Annotated in this window: 18 protein-coding genes, 1 tRNA gene and 1 riboswitch; of the genes, 10 read left to right on the forward strand and 9 right to left on the reverse strand. The window is 59.3% G+C overall.

Features of this window, described 5'->3' with window-relative positions; translation table 11 throughout:
* Positions 1-2 precede the first annotated feature (2 nt).
* The 5 genes from pxcA (at position 3) to KBY83_RS00300 (ending at position 3441) form a co-directional block, all read left to right on the forward strand.
* Positions 3-1148, forward strand: a complete 1146-nt coding sequence (pxcA, locus tag KBY83_RS00280; RefSeq protein ID WP_254941045.1) for a proton extrusion protein PcxA — start codon at positions 3-5, stop codon at positions 1146-1148.
* On the forward strand, positions 1135-1698 hold the full coding sequence (gene cobU / locus KBY83_RS00285) for a bifunctional adenosylcobinamide kinase/adenosylcobinamide-phosphate guanylyltransferase (protein ID WP_255017761.1): 564 nt from the start codon (positions 1135-1137) through the stop codon (positions 1696-1698). The genes pxcA and cobU overlap by 14 nt, the downstream gene beginning before the upstream one ends.
* A 2-nt stretch (positions 1699-1700) precedes the next feature.
* Positions 1701-2186, forward strand: coding sequence for a tRNA (cytidine(34)-2'-O)-methyltransferase (locus KBY83_RS00290; protein ID WP_255017762.1), 486 nt, complete (start codon positions 1701-1703; stop codon positions 2184-2186).
* 204 nt (positions 2187-2390) lie between these two features.
* Complete coding sequence (locus KBY83_RS00295) at positions 2391-3353, forward strand: M23 family metallopeptidase (protein WP_315858903.1); 963 nt, start codon at positions 2391-2393, stop codon at positions 3351-3353.
* 14 nt (positions 3354-3367) lie between these two features.
* Positions 3368-3441 (forward strand) — tRNA-Met (locus KBY83_RS00300).
* 56 nt (positions 3442-3497) lie between these two features.
* On the opposite strand, the gene KBY83_RS00305 is transcribed toward KBY83_RS00300, so the two are convergent.
* Entirely contained in the window at positions 3498-3761 is a 264-nt protein-coding gene (locus KBY83_RS00305) for a hypothetical protein (protein WP_255017764.1), read from the reverse strand.
* 238 nt (positions 3762-3999) lie between these two features.
* Here KBY83_RS00305 and KBY83_RS00310 point away from each other — a divergent pair, with 238 nt between their 5' ends.
* Positions 4000-4590 (forward strand): peroxiredoxin, encoded by a 591-nt coding sequence (locus KBY83_RS00310; protein WP_255017765.1) that lies wholly within the window; start codon positions 4000-4002, stop codon positions 4588-4590.
* Between the two features lie 101 nt (positions 4591-4691).
* Here KBY83_RS00310 and purQ read toward each other — a convergent pair whose 3' ends face one another.
* Both purQ and purS read right to left on the reverse strand, forming a co-directional pair.
* Positions 4692-5345: a phosphoribosylformylglycinamidine synthase subunit PurQ gene (purQ, locus tag KBY83_RS00315; protein ID WP_255017766.1), complete on the reverse strand. Its 654-nt coding sequence runs from the start codon at positions 5343-5345 to the stop codon at positions 4692-4694.
* Entirely contained in the window at positions 5342-5614 is a 273-nt protein-coding gene (gene purS, locus KBY83_RS00320) for a phosphoribosylformylglycinamidine synthase subunit PurS (protein ID WP_106501799.1), read from the reverse strand. Before purS ends, purQ begins: the two co-directional genes overlap by 4 nt.
* Before the next feature lie 241 nt (positions 5615-5855).
* Here purS and KBY83_RS00325 point away from each other — a divergent pair, with 241 nt between their 5' ends.
* The gene (locus tag KBY83_RS00325) at positions 5856-6062 is read left to right on the forward strand and encodes a hypothetical protein (RefSeq protein WP_127431959.1); all 207 of its coding nucleotides are present in this window, start codon (positions 5856-5858) and stop codon (positions 6060-6062) included.
* Positions 6063-6066: 4 nt separating this feature from the next.
* On the opposite strand, the gene cobW is transcribed toward KBY83_RS00325, so the two are convergent.
* From cobW to KBY83_RS00340, 3 genes are all read right to left on the reverse strand, one after another.
* Positions 6067-7182, reverse strand: coding sequence for a cobalamin biosynthesis protein CobW (cobW, locus tag KBY83_RS00330; RefSeq protein WP_255017767.1), 1116 nt, complete (start codon positions 7180-7182; stop codon positions 6067-6069).
* A 1-nt stretch (position 7183) separates the two neighbouring features.
* Positions 7184-7813 carry a HupE/UreJ family protein gene (locus KBY83_RS00335; protein ID WP_255017768.1) on the reverse strand — a complete coding sequence of 210 codons (630 nt, stop codon included), beginning with the start codon at positions 7811-7813 and terminating at the stop codon, positions 7184-7186.
* 14 nt (positions 7814-7827) lie between these two features.
* A riboswitch (cobalamin riboswitch) is annotated at positions 7828-8010 on the reverse strand.
* Positions 8011-8020: 10 nt separating this feature from the next.
* Entirely contained in the window at positions 8021-8545 is a 525-nt protein-coding gene (locus KBY83_RS00340) for a pentapeptide repeat-containing protein (protein WP_255017769.1), read from the reverse strand.
* A 30-nt stretch (positions 8546-8575) separates the two neighbouring features.
* Between KBY83_RS00340 and KBY83_RS00345 the strand changes: the two genes are divergently transcribed.
* The 3 genes from KBY83_RS00345 to ilvD are packed head-to-tail and all read left to right on the forward strand — an operon-like array spanning position 8576 to position 11264.
* On the forward strand, positions 8576-9241 hold the full coding sequence (locus tag KBY83_RS00345) for a uracil phosphoribosyltransferase (RefSeq protein WP_315858904.1): 666 nt from the start codon (positions 8576-8578) through the stop codon (positions 9239-9241).
* Positions 9242-9265: 24 nt separating this feature from the next.
* Positions 9266-9538 carry a hypothetical protein gene (locus KBY83_RS00350; RefSeq protein WP_106501803.1) on the forward strand — a complete coding sequence of 91 codons (273 nt, stop codon included), beginning with the start codon at positions 9266-9268 and terminating at the stop codon, positions 9536-9538.
* A gap of 55 nt (positions 9539-9593) precedes the next feature.
* A complete protein-coding gene (gene ilvD / locus KBY83_RS00355; protein ID WP_255017770.1) occupies positions 9594-11264 on the forward strand; it encodes a dihydroxy-acid dehydratase in 1671 nt (556 codons plus the stop codon).
* Positions 11265-11279: 15 nt separating this feature from the next.
* Here the strand turns inward: ilvD and KBY83_RS00360 are convergent, their stop codons facing one another.
* From KBY83_RS00360 to pgl, 3 genes are read right to left on the reverse strand one after another with little or no spacing between them, the layout of a single operon-like run.
* A complete protein-coding gene (locus KBY83_RS00360; protein WP_255017771.1) occupies positions 11280-11666 on the reverse strand; it encodes a hypothetical protein in 387 nt (128 codons plus the stop codon).
* Positions 11653-12195, reverse strand: a complete 543-nt coding sequence (locus tag KBY83_RS00365; protein ID WP_255017772.1) for a CIA30 family protein — start codon at positions 12193-12195, stop codon at positions 11653-11655. The genes KBY83_RS00360 and KBY83_RS00365 overlap by 14 nt, the downstream gene beginning before the upstream one ends.
* Complete coding sequence (gene pgl, locus KBY83_RS00370) at positions 12192-12938, reverse strand: 6-phosphogluconolactonase (protein WP_255017773.1); 747 nt, start codon at positions 12936-12938, stop codon at positions 12192-12194. Before pgl ends, KBY83_RS00365 begins: the two co-directional genes overlap by 4 nt.
* Positions 12939-12941 lie beyond the last annotated feature (3 nt).

The raw sequence follows: 12941 nt of genomic DNA on the forward strand, positions 1-12941 counted from the left end.
CGATGGCACTAACCAACTGGATGGGGGCATTTGGCCGCGCCCAAGCCCTAGACCTCAGCAACGATCTTGAGCGCGGTTATGAATCCGCCCTGCTCATCCAGAGCATTGAGCTAGAGCACTACAACGACCGGCCCGTACGTCCTGAATTGGACCTGCGTATTCCTAGATCGGCCCAGGCCCAGTTACTGCGTCGTTTTCGAGCTGCGCTAGAGGTCTGCCGCCAGTCTGTACAAACCTTGCAGACCCACCGAGGCGAGCTGGCCGGTCAGGAAATTCGCCAGTTTCAACTGATTGAGTCTGTAGTTGCCCGCTACGCGGCCAGTAGGGATCCGCTGCCTGCTATCAGTCGCTCCCCGGAGGTGCTGCCCCGCAGCCTGATTGGTGTTGTTGATCAGGTGCGTCGCCAGCTCGACCCCGAGGCGGAAGCGAATGTGGTGGCTGGCTTTCGACGGCGCAGAGACTCCACTCTGGTGTCACTGCGCATCTTGCTACTGCTGATTTTGGTGCCGGTGCTGGTGCAGCAAATCAGCCGCACCTATGTGTTTTCGCCCCTAGTTGATCGCTTCGCTCCAGACAACGCTTTTCTTACCTATCCCAAACCAAAGCTTGAGGAGAAAGCCGTAGAGAAATTACGGCTTTTCCAGGCGGAGATTGAGTTTGATGCCCTCTTGAACGGCAATCCCCTGCCAAGCCGTGATGAGCTGCAGAAGCAGCTGGCAAGCAAGGCTCAGTCGCTCAAGGATGAAGCTGATCTGGAAAGCACCCATGCCATTAAGAACGTGCTTGCCGATCTCGGTGGCCTGGTCGGTTTTGTTTGCGTTTGCTTCTTTGGTAGGCGTGATCTTCAGGTGTTGCGCGGTTTTCTTGATGAGCTTGTGTATGGATTGAGCGACAGCGCCAAGGCCTTCGGAATCATCTTATTTACCGATATTTTTGTTGGCTTTCACAGCCCGGAGGGCTGGACAGTGCTGCTGGATGGCGTTGCTCACCACCTCGGCCTGCCTGCCCAGGAGAATTTCATAATGCTATTTATTGCTACCTTCCCAGTGGTTTTAGCGACCGTGTTCAAATACTGGATTTTCCGCTATCTCAACCGTGTTTCACCTTCTTCTGTGGCCACGCTCCACAACATGAATGGTGGTGGTTGATTCCTACCAGCCATGCACTCTTGTGCTCGGTCCTGCCCGTAGTGGCAAGAGCCGCTGGGCCGAGCACCTCGCCATGCAGTCGGGCCTGCCGGTTACCTACTTGGCAACCGGGCCTCAGCCAAGCGCCGAAGATGCTGCCTGGTTGGCGAGGGTGAAGGCCCACGCCGCTAGGCGTCCACCGCACTGGAGCGTCTTGGAGGTTGATAGCGCCTTAGCCGGCGCCCTCGACTGCCTCAGTCCCCCTGGCATTGCTATTGTCGATTCCCTCGGCACCTGGGTCGCTGCTGGCCTCGAGCTCGATACTTCTGCTTGGCAACAGCGCTGTACAGCTCTTGTACAAAGCTTGAGCCGCTGCAAGGTGCCCGTACTGCTCGTTAGTGAGCAAACCGGGTGGGGGGTTGTGCCTGCCACGGCGATTGGCGGTTTGTTTCGCGATCGCCTTGGCTCCTTGGAGCAGCAGCTTGCCCCCCTCTGCGCTGCTATCTGGCTTGTGGTTGCGGGCCGCGCCCTCAATCTGAGCAACCTGGGTCTTGCCGTACCAGCTCTTTGATCGTGCCGCGGATCGTTTTGTTTCAGCCCCAAATCCCACCCAACACCGGCAGTGTGGCGCGAACCTGCGCGGCCACCGGCACGGAGTTGCACCTAGTGGAACCCCTGGGCTTCCAAATCGATGATCGCCAGCTCAAGCGGGCTGGACTCGACTATTGGCCCCTGGTGTCCTTGCAGCGCCATGCCGACTGGTCAGCGTTTGCTGATCACCGTGTCCGCAGCGGCGGTCGCCTGATCGCCCTTAGTAGCCATGCAAGCCAGCCCTACACCAGTTGGCAATTTGAACCCGATGACTGGCTGCTGTTTGGCCGCGAAACCGACGGCCTACCAACGGATGTGCTGGCCTCGGCCGATGCGGCTCTCACGATCCCAATGTCAGGTGCCAAGCGGCCCCAGCAGCCCGGAGTGCGTAGCCTCAACCTCTCCGTCTCGGTCGGGGTGGTGTTGTTTGAGTCCCTACGACAACAGAATTTGCTGACATTGGCGTGATCCCCTGAGGTGACAGGGATCTGGTCACCCCATCAGCGCCCTTGGTCGCAACCACCACTTGTGGCGGTGAGTTCCGTCCGCTACTGTCTGCCCGACTTGGGGATTTCGGCTTCTCCACAGGTTTTGTCCGACTGAATGAACTGCATGAAGCCTTTGCAAACGACTCTGCGATTCCTTATCCCCTGCGCCATTGCCCTACCGGCAGTGGTCGCAGCTCTTGACCCCGCCGATATCGAGAAGGCTTCTGTTGATACTTTGATCTCCGCCCTACCTGCCCCCAGCATCGACAAGGTCTGGGTCAAAGTGCGGCAGCCCATCAGCGTTGAAGAGCTGTCCAGCAGCCTCAAGCTCGCGGAAGAGCGATTGGCCAAGCTCAACGACGTCAACGAAGACCACCATTTCCGTCAAGGTGACTGGCTTGTTGTTCCCAGCCAGCAATCGAAGCAAATAAAGCAGCTGGCAGCGATCGATACCAGCGAGTTGCGTCGCACACCTCCTCTCCAGTCCCTACCGCCTGTGGAGGAGCGTGCTGTTGTGCGCTTTGGCGACACGGTCGTAAAGATTGCTCAGCGCTATGGATTGACTCTGCAGGAACTGCTGCGTCTCAATCCTGGCCTCGAAACCGCACGCCTTGTCGTCGGTAGCCAGGTACGGCTTGCGCAGGCTTCATCCGGACGCACCCGCATGGTGCTGGGGCTCAAGCCAACCACTAGTGGCGGTATCAGCTGGCCCGAACTGCCTGGTTTTGATGAGCTCAACCAGCCCTTTTCTGGTCAAAACTCAGCCCAGGGCTGGATTTGGCCGACCAGGGGAGTTTTTACTTCCGGATACGGCTGGCGCTGGGGTCGCATGCACAAGGGCATCGACGTGGCTAACAATGTGGGGACACCGATCGTGGCGGCCAAGGCTGGTCGGGTGGTCTTCTCTGGCTGGCACGACGGCGGCTACGGCTACTTAGTAACCCTGGCCCATGCCGATGGCAGCCGTTCCCTTTACGGCCACAACAGCCGCCTAATGGTCCGGGTAGGGCAGGATGTTGAACAGGGATCTTTGATTTCCCATATGGGCAGCACGGGTAGAAGCACCGGCCCCCACCTGCACTTCGAGGTCCATCCCCCGAGCTCCGGGGCTGCCAACCCTCTCTATTTCCTGCCACCTAGGGCCTGATAAACTCAACCAACGGCTCGGTAGCTCAGCTGGTTAGAGCGTGGGATTCATAACCCCAAGGTCGGGAGTTCAAGTCTCCCCCGAGCCATTTTCTCTGACGGGGCCTTGATTCTGGCCCTTTTTTAATTTCTGTCAATTTCCTAACTAGCGCAACTCGACTGTGTTGAGCCTTTCTCGAAATGAGGCCACATCGTTCTGATCGCTTGTAATGCTGCCCAACAGCTCAGTGGGATCTGGATCAAGCTTTAGCTGTTGAACTTCCGGCGAGGCAGAGGCGGTGCTACCAGTTGTTGCAGCACCACCCCGTCGTGCACGGCCATAGCCCTGGGAGCGCCCCTCAATCGCCCGAATCAAGGACTTGCTGCGGTTGACCTCTCCAATGCTCTGGCCGTCCTTGGGCCGGACCAATGGGTTTCCCTTCAGTTCAGAGCGCAGCTGGCTAAGCAAACGGAAATGCCCAGTCGTGTTGTATTTCCGCAGCACACTCGGCTCCCAAGCCATCGCCATCACTCCCATAGACATCACGTGAATCAGCCTATGGCCCCATCAGCCTGGATCATGTGATAAATTGTGAATAGCAACTGGTAGTCGATCCGACTTTGGACTGAAGTCCCCGGTGTGCCCAGCCCTCACTTACTTAACCAGCATGTCCCGGCTAGTTGGCCTGCAGGCTCCAGATTTCACAGCCACCGCAGTGGTGGATCAGGAATTCAAGGAGATCAGTCTCTCCCAGTATCGCGGCAAGTACGTGGTGCTGTTCTTCTACCCCCTCGATTTCACCTTCGTATGCCCTACGGAGATCATCGCTTTCTCCGAGCGCTACAACGACTTCTCCAGCCGCAACTGCGAAGTGCTGGGTGTTTCCGTCGATAGCCAGTTCAGCCACCTCGCCTGGGTTCAGACGGATCGCAAAAATGGTGGTATTGGCGATATTGCCTATCCCCTCGTTGCTGACCTCAAGAAGGACATCGCCCGCTCCTACGAAGTACTCGATGAGGAAGCAGGTGTGGCCCTACGTGGTCTATTCATCATTGATCCTGATGGCGTGATCATGCAGAGCACAATCAACAATCTGCCCGTCGGCCGTAGTGTGGACGAGACCCTGCGTCTGTTGCAGGCCTTCCAGCACATCCGCAACAACCCAGACGAGGTCTGCCCAGCAAACTGGAAACCAGGGGATAAGACCATGAATCCTGACCCTGTTAAGAGCAAGGAGTTCTTCGCCGCCGTTAACTGATTGCTATCAGGGCCGGAATTGTTTGATCCTCTTCGATCAAACCGGGGGGCCTTCGGCCCCCTTTTTTGCGCCATCCTGTTGAGAGTCGAGTTCGCCAGGCTTCAATTGCTCAGGCTGGCAAGCAGCCTCAAGCCGTCGAGTCCCCCCGTGAGCGGGTCACAGGCGCGCTCCGGATGGGGCATCAGACCCAGCACATTGCCTCCTGCGTTGGTCAGGCCCGCCACATCACCAACCGAGCCGTTGGGATTGCATGCGTAGCGCAAAACCACCTGAGCATTTGCTTCGAGCTCAGCCAATTGGTCGCTCTCGCACTGGTATCGCCCCTCCCCATGGGCTATTGGCAGCACGATCGCTTCTGCCTCGCTATACCCTTTCAGCCAACGACAGTTGCCCGGATTAACGCTCAGCGGGGTTGGTTCACAGAGAAAATGCAGCCGAGCATTGCGGGTGAGAGCACCTGGCAATAAGCCCATCTCAGTGAGTACCTGAAAGCCATTGCAGATACCCAATACCGCCCCGCCTGCTTCTGCGAAAAGCCTCACCGATTCCAATACTGGGGCAAACCTGGCAATTGCACCGCAGCGTAAATAGTCTCCATAACTGAAGCCGCCAGGGATCACCACCGCGTCTAGGCCGCTGAGATCGCGCTCCTCATGCCAAAGGAAGCGGGTCGGTAGACCGACGCAACCCTCTAGGGCCCAGCGCACATCCCGGTCACAATTTGAGCCTGGGAAGACCACGATGCCAATGGTCATTGCTGTTGCTCCCCGGCCTTTTCAAGCAGCTCTAGCTGCCAATTTTCTATTACTGGATTGGCAAACAAGCGGTCACTGAGGAGTTCCAGCTGGCCTTGGGCGGTGGTTTTGTCCGGAGCCTCCAGTTCCAGCTCTATTGCCTTGCCGATGCGCAGGCTGCGGACGCCGTCGACGCCGAGTCGGGCCGCTGCAGCCCTGGTGGCCTCGCCAGCTGGATCCAGCACCGAGGGCCGAAGTGAAACCTGAACGCGAGCGCGGAAGAGTGGCACCAGAGGAGCGGAAGGTTTGTTAAATCTTGGCAGCCCGGTGGCCCGCTGACGTCACTTTTGGTCAGCTTGAAAGCAGCCTGCTGGCATTTCGGCCGTGGTTTGGCGCTTCAACTCAGTTCCTATTGGCGTCTGGCCAGCCTGCAGGGCACTGCTGGCTGGCTTGATAGCCCTTTGTGTGCCAGCTGCGCTTGCCCAGCCGTTGCAGTGCCGTCTGGCTGATGGGCCTTGGCAGCCATGCACGATGCTCGTTCAAGCCCCTGCAGCAGAGCTGCCTATTCGGTGGACGATCGAGCTCGGCCCACGTCGAATCGACTTCCGCAACGACGGCAGTGGCACGGTGCAGATGCTTGATTCAACAGGGTGGTTGCCGGTTGAAACCAGCTGGATTGCGGGGCCTGCGCTCTGCTGGAACGGGCTATGTGCCCAAGGGGATATCCCCTTGGATTGATCAGCTAATTAGCAGCTGCCAGCTCACCGGTCAGGGCCTGGTTTAGGCAGGATTCGATGGCAGGGCGATCCAGTTGGAAGCCAAGCAAAACCAGCTCTAGGCCTGGGGCCTGCTGGGAGATCGAAGCCTGGCCAGCCCCTGGCTCAAACCAGCACTCCAGCCTCGGTCCTACAGCCTGGATCTGAAGCGGTCGGTTTTTACCTGAAAGCCAAAGACGCCCCTTGAGCCGGATCAGGGCGCTATCACTCACCAGTTGCAGCAGTTGTTGCTCAAGGGCAACCCGGCAAAAATCGCCAGGCAGTTCGAGGGCAAGCGACTCGATGGCAACATGACTGTGATCGTGATGCTCATGATCGTGGTGATCATGGTCATGGTCATGGTCATGGTCATGCTCGTGATGCTCATGGCCTGTGGTGGTTGGCTGCCGGCTCTCAAGGCCCAGCACCAGCTCTGGGGAGACCACCCCCCTGCCCATCGACAACAGCACAGCTCCCGGCTGCAGCTGGGGGGCAAGGGCCTTATGCACTAGATCAATGTCGCCTGCAGATAGGCAGTCGGCCCGGCTAATCAAAACCAGATCGGCAGCCTCGAGCTGCTCGGCAAACAGTTCATCGATAGCCGAAGCGTGATCCAGGCTTGGATCAGCGAGCCGCTGGGCCTCGAGAGCGGCTGGATTTGCCACCACACTGCCTGCCGCAAGGGCTTCTCCATCAACAACTGCCACCACGCCATTGAGGCGAATGCGAGTGCGGATTTGCGGCCAATTCAGGGCTGCAATCAGTGGTTCGGGCAGGGCCAGGCCACTGGTTTCCACCACGATCCCATCCAGGCTTTCTGCTCGCTCAAGCAGCTTCTCCATAGTTGGCAAGAAGTCGTCTTGGACCGTGCAGCAGAGGCAGCCATTTGCCAGCTCCACCAGGCGGGTGTCCAGCTCATCTTCGGGGCAAAAACCACAGCTGCGTAGCAGGTCTCCGTCGATACCCACCTCGCCGAATTCATTTACCAGCACAGCCAGTCGCTGACCGCTGTGCAGCAGCAAATGGCGCAGCAGGGTTGTTTTGCCCGCACCGAGAAAACCTGTCACCACGGTGACAGGCAACCTTCCACTTTGTGTCGTCATCTCAGGCCGCCAAACCCGCCAGGGCCCAGGTGCCGCCAAGAGCCATTAGGGCGAAACTAAGCCAGCGCAGCTGGGTTGAAGAAAGGCGTGCCCTCAAGGGTCGCAGTGCAATAAGTGCCACCGCAAGCAGGCCTGCCTGGGAAAGGAACAGGCCCGTGCCGTAGGCCACTACGGGCATGGCGCTCCAGCCAAAAACAGGGCCGCTTAGTACATAGCCGTGCAAGGCCATGGCGGGAAGCAACAGAAGGGATGGCAAGCGCCGTAGCAAAACCAGGGCCTCAACAATGAGGGTGCAGGCCACCAGGGATTCAGCGCCTGGCATCCCTGGCCACAGCAGTCCAGCGCCACTACCAAGCAAGCCAACAGCGAGAAGTCCCAGGCTCCAGCTAAGCCGTTTTTGCAGCCCCACCAAGGAAAGTGCCAGGAGGAAAAGCAGATGATCCGGGCCCAGCACTGGGTGGGCGAGGCCACTCAGAACGCCATTGAACATGCTGGGCTTTAGCTGGCCGATATCGGCAAAATGGTGGGCCTGGACTGGGCTAAGGGCGCCAATGCCGATTGATGCCAGGCCAGAAACTAGGAGGCAGCGTCCCAGGGCTTGGACGTTGGGTGCTGTTTTGATCAAATTCATGGGCCGGTCCGCGCCGTAGGAGGAACAAAACCGGCGGGCGTTCTGACTTGGCAATGGATCGCAAGCAGGCCCCAAAGTTGGAGCAGATTTGCGGGCCATAGCCTTCACAGCTGCGGGACAGTGCCGGATTTTCACCGACCTTTCCCCCTTACCTCCAGTGGCTGATCCCCACCGGAACCGGAAATTAGATGCTAAGGGCAAGGGGCACTATCGGCACGCCAGGCTCTCCTTGGTGGCTACTCCGGTGCTCGGATTGACACCGGCAGCTCGTTTACAGAGTGCTTTCTGCTCAGGCAGATCCAGCACTGCATCACTGAAGTCGGCTCCTTCAATGGTTGCCCCTTTGAAGTGGCTTTGCATCAACATGGCGTTTCGCAGCACAGCACCACTGAGGTCAGTGTCTTCAAAGTGACTTGCGAAGGCCACCGCGTCTTCCAGGTTGGCGTCCTTCAGGTTGGCTCCCCGTAGGTCGCTGCTGTTGAAAACAGCTCCGCGCAGATCGGTGCCGCTCAGATCGAAGCCAGCCAGAGTCGCCTTCAAAAACTCCTGCTGTTGAAGGTTGCGGCCGTGCATGTCTGGTTGGAGGTCTTGTAGCGAACGCTGGCTGCGCAGCTCAGGCGCGGTGATCGCTGCGGCAGGAAAGACCCCAAGGCACCAGGTCAGCACCAGGGCCAGTGCGGCCAGCAGCCAGCCACTAGACCAACTCGCTCGGCTTTCAGATCTCGAGCTCATGGGCGCGCACTTACGGTTGATCATCAAGTTATGGCAACCATGGTGATGGCTTTGCGGGTGGTGGTTCCCCCCCACCCCCTGATTGGCCACTGGCTTGGCGTACTGCGCGATCGACACACGCCTAGTTCGCTTTACGCCTCCGCTACTGCCGAGCTAGGTCGCTGGCTCACCTATGAGGCTGTGCGCGATTGGCTGCCCCACAGGCGCATCCAGCTGGAAACACCCCTTGCCGCTGCTGAGGCAGACGTGGTGGATCCAGCGGTTCCCCTGCTGGCCCTGCCCCTGCTGACCGCTGGGCTTGGCCTTTGGCAGGGCGGCCAAACAGTGCTTCCCTCGGCCCAGGTGCTCCATCTACAAGACAGCCTGGGTGTGATAACCCCTCCAGCCGGGCCAATCTCCTCCCGCTGCGGAGTTTTACTGTTTGTAGCGGAACTGGGAGACGGCGAATCCCTGCTCCAACTCCTCGATGACCTTTCAGCCCTGGGCGTGACCGGTGATCGCTTACGAGTGATTACATCCCTGGCCTCTGGTCCAGGACTCAAGGCCGTGGGGGAGCGGCACGGCAGCCTCACCATCTACGCCGCTGGCATCGATCCGGATTTGAATGAAGCCGGGGCGATCGTGCCTGGTATCGGCGATGTGAGGCAGCGGTTGTTCGGTGGCACGGTGCTGGATGAAATGCCCACCGATACCTAGGCTCGCTACAGCAGGGCTTGATTTATGGGCAATCACAACGGCGTCACCCCAGCCGGTGGCAGTTCCAGCCTCAGCGTCTTGGCTGGGGCTGTTATTGGTGCTGCTGGCCTTGCCTGGTGGTTGCTTGCTGAAGCAGAGCGACGCCGGCACCAAGGCCGGCCTGCCCGGGCCGCTGGAATCGCAGCCTCGCCGGCGGCTGTCAGGACGGATCGGGACCTTCACGATCGGGTCCATGAGCTCAACCAGGCGATCGACGATGTGCGCCGTCAACTGGAGACCATGACCATCCAGGGTTAGGGCTTCGGCGCCATTCGGCCCGGTGGGTAGGTTTCCTCAAGCCCAACCCGTCACCATGCTCCGCTCCGCAGCGATCACGCAAGGCATCCAGCGCTCTCCTAACCGCGCCATGTTGCGGGCGGTTGGCTTTGGCGATGGCGATTTCAACAAGCCGATTATTGGCGTTGCCAATGGCTACAGCACAATTACACCCTGCAACCTGGGCTTAAACGAGCTGGCCCAGCGCGCCGAGACGGCACTTCAAACAGCCGGTGCCATGCCCCAGATGTTTGGCACCATCACGGTGAGTGATGGCATATCAATGGGCACAGAGGGTATGAAGTATTCCCTGGTGAGCCGCGAGGTGATTGCCGATTCGATTGAAACTGCCTGCAACGCCCAAAGTATGGATGGCTTGCTGGCAATTGGTGGTTGTGACAAAAATATGCCAGGAGCCATGTTGGCGATGGCACGCATGAATATTCCCTCCATATTTGTTTACGGTGGCACAATTAAACCTGGCAAGCTCGGTGCCTGTGATCTCACGGTAGTAAGTGCTTTTGAGGCAGTCGGTCAATACAGCGGTGGTCGTATTGATGAGCAGGAACTCACTGCTATTGAAAAAAATGCCTGTCCAGGTGCCGGTAGTTGCGGTGGCATGTTCACCGCCAACACCATGAGTGCCGCCTTTGAGGTGTTGGGGTTAAGCCTGCCCTACAGCTCCACCATGGCAGCTGAGGACCCTGAGAAAGCAGAGAGTGCTGCTCGCAGCGCTGAGGTTTTGGTTGATGCACTTAAGGCAAATATCTTGCCTAGTGACCTACTCACCCGCGAGGCCTTTGAAAATGCGATCAGCGTGATCATGGCGGTAGGTGGCTCTACTAATTCCGTGTTGCACCTACTGGCGGTCGCCCGCACCGCTGGAGTACCTCTAAGCATCGACGACTTTGAGACGATCCGCCAGCGGGTGCCAGTGATCTGCGATCTAAAGCCCAGTGGCCGCTATGTGACCGTTGACCTCCATCAGGCCGGTGGCATACCCCAGGTGATGAAGCTGCTGCTCGATGCGGGCTTACTGCATGGAGATTGCCGCACCATCGAGGGCAAAACTCTGGCTGAGTTGTTGGCGTCTGTTCCTTCCGAGCCCCCCTCCGATCAGGACGTGATCCGTCCACTTAGCAACCCCCTCTATCCCAAAGGGCACCTGGCGATACTCAAGGGAAACTTGGCTGAAGAAGGTGCGGTGGCCAAGATCAGTGGTGTTAAAAACCCTGTAATTACTGGCCCGGCAAGGGTTTTTGAAAGCGAGGAAACCTGCCTGGCCGCAATCCTTGATAAGCAGATCAACCCCGGTGATGTGGTCGTTGTGCGCAATGAGGGCCCGGTGGGTGGTCCTGGGATGCGGGAGATGCTTAGTCCCACGGCGGCAATAGTTGGGCAGGGCATGCTCGATTCGGTGGCCCTGATCACCGATGGCCGCTTTTCAGGTGGCTCCTTTGGTCTTGTTGTGGGTCACGTTGCACCCGAGGCTGCCGTGGGCGGCACAATCGGCCTGGTGGAGGAAGGGGACAGCATCACGGTGGACGCCATCGAACTGCTAATCCATCTCAATGTGCCAGATGCGGAAATCGCTCGGCGGCGCTCCGCCTGGGTCAAGCCTGAGCCCCGTTATCGCACCGGGGTGCTTGGCAAATATGCCCGCCTGGTTGGCAGCAGCAGCAGGGGCGCGGTGACCGATGAGATCTGATAGCTGAGCTAGGACTCAGTCAAGCGGCACCAAAAGCGCCCTGAGCCTTCGTGCCAAAGCCTCCAGGGGGGCACCATCAACTGGTCGCTCACACCTGAGCCCTGACTCCGGCTCCATCCACACTGGATGGCTCCCCTGCCAAAGCAGGGGGCGTTGCTCGTCGTGGCACCAGGCCAGGGTGAGGTTGAGGTCATCACCGCTGCGATAGATCTCAATTTCGAGATCTGCTGCGGGATAGCGCTCCCCATCGGCCTTTCTTACCTCCAGTCGCAGGTTGCAATCGTCGCAGCGCTGGGCGTCATCCAGGGGCAGCACGGCATGACGCCATGGCTTGCGGCAGAGATCGGCGGCGGCTGCCACCAGCTGTTGCAGGTTGCTATTAACTAGCTCAGGGGTAGCCACGTACAGCGCGAAGTTGTAGGTATATCGGACCGGCGCGGAAGCCAGCATTTAAGCCACCATCATCGGCGAAGCGTGAATGCAAAAGCTGCAGCCTGGTTATCCGGCTTGGGTCAAAGTTCAAGGGCAGTCCCACCGGCTTAGCGCGCACCGAGGCTCTTAGATCCGCGAATGGAATCCTCAAGAAGCTGGGCCCCTCTGGCTCCGTAGCGAATTCGATCACCCAGCGCAGGCCCCCCGGGATCAAGTTGGTGATTCCGGCCAGACCGTCAGCGCAGGCCACCGCCAACTTGAAGCGTCTGCCAGCACCAAGCAGCTCAAGTTCGAGCCCCTCACAACTCGAAAGATCGAGAGGAGGCGAAAACAGAGGCGAGCGGCAACTGATGAAGCCCCCTCCCTCCTCAACGAGCGTGCCTTCAAACTCCAGCCCAGTTGAGGCGATCCGGCAGTTGCCCTGGCTGCGCCCACCCATAACGGTGTCGTTTAAGGCATGCCAGCCAATGAAGCCGTCGCCGCTGGCGATGGGAATCACGGGCTGACTCCAGCTGCTGCTACTTGGTCAGCCAATATCAGCACCTCAGTCTCAGTGGTGGGCTGCACCAACTTGGCTGGGGTGCGCAGGGGCGATTCTTCTGGATCGAGCAACCGTTGCAGTGCCTGCACCTTGCCAGCCCCACTCACAAGGAAGACCACCCGTCGCGCCGCTGAAAGGGTTGGTGCCGTAAGGCTGACCCGGGGCAGACCCTTGCCCTCCCCCAGGGTTACGGAGCGGTCCCGCACCCCCGGTGCAGCGGTGCCAGGGAACAACGAGGCGGTGTGACCATCGTCGCCGAGGCCCAACAGCACCACGTCCAGCACCGGTGGGAAGTCGCCGCACAGCTGTTGCAGCAGGTCTGCGTACGCTGCCGCTCCTTGCTCCGGGCTGGCGAGCTGGGTGGGAACCGGGTGCAAGCAGGCCTTGCTACCGGGGAGCTCCGCCATCAAGGTTTCCCTAAGCATGCGGGCATTGCTGGAGGGGTCTTCGCTTGGCACCCAACGCTCATCGCCAAGGAGCACATCGACCCGATTCCAGGGCAGGTGTTGCTGACCAAGTAGTCGATAGGTCGCCTTTGGTGTCTCCCCGCCGGCGAGTGCTATCTGGGCGCGGTCGCGCTGGGCAAGTACCTGATCAATCTCAGAGGCCAGGGCTTGGGCCGTCTGCCGGGCGAGCTCACCTGCCGACTCAGCCACCACCAGGCGATAGCGAGTGGTGGAGCCTGGAGTGATTGGGGTCATTGG

The sequence above is a fragment of the Cyanobium sp. WKJ7-Wakatipu genome, from assembly GCF_024345355.1.
GTDB classification, from domain to species: domain Bacteria; phylum Cyanobacteriota; class Cyanobacteriia; order PCC-6307; family Cyanobiaceae; genus Cyanobium_A; species Cyanobium_A usitatum.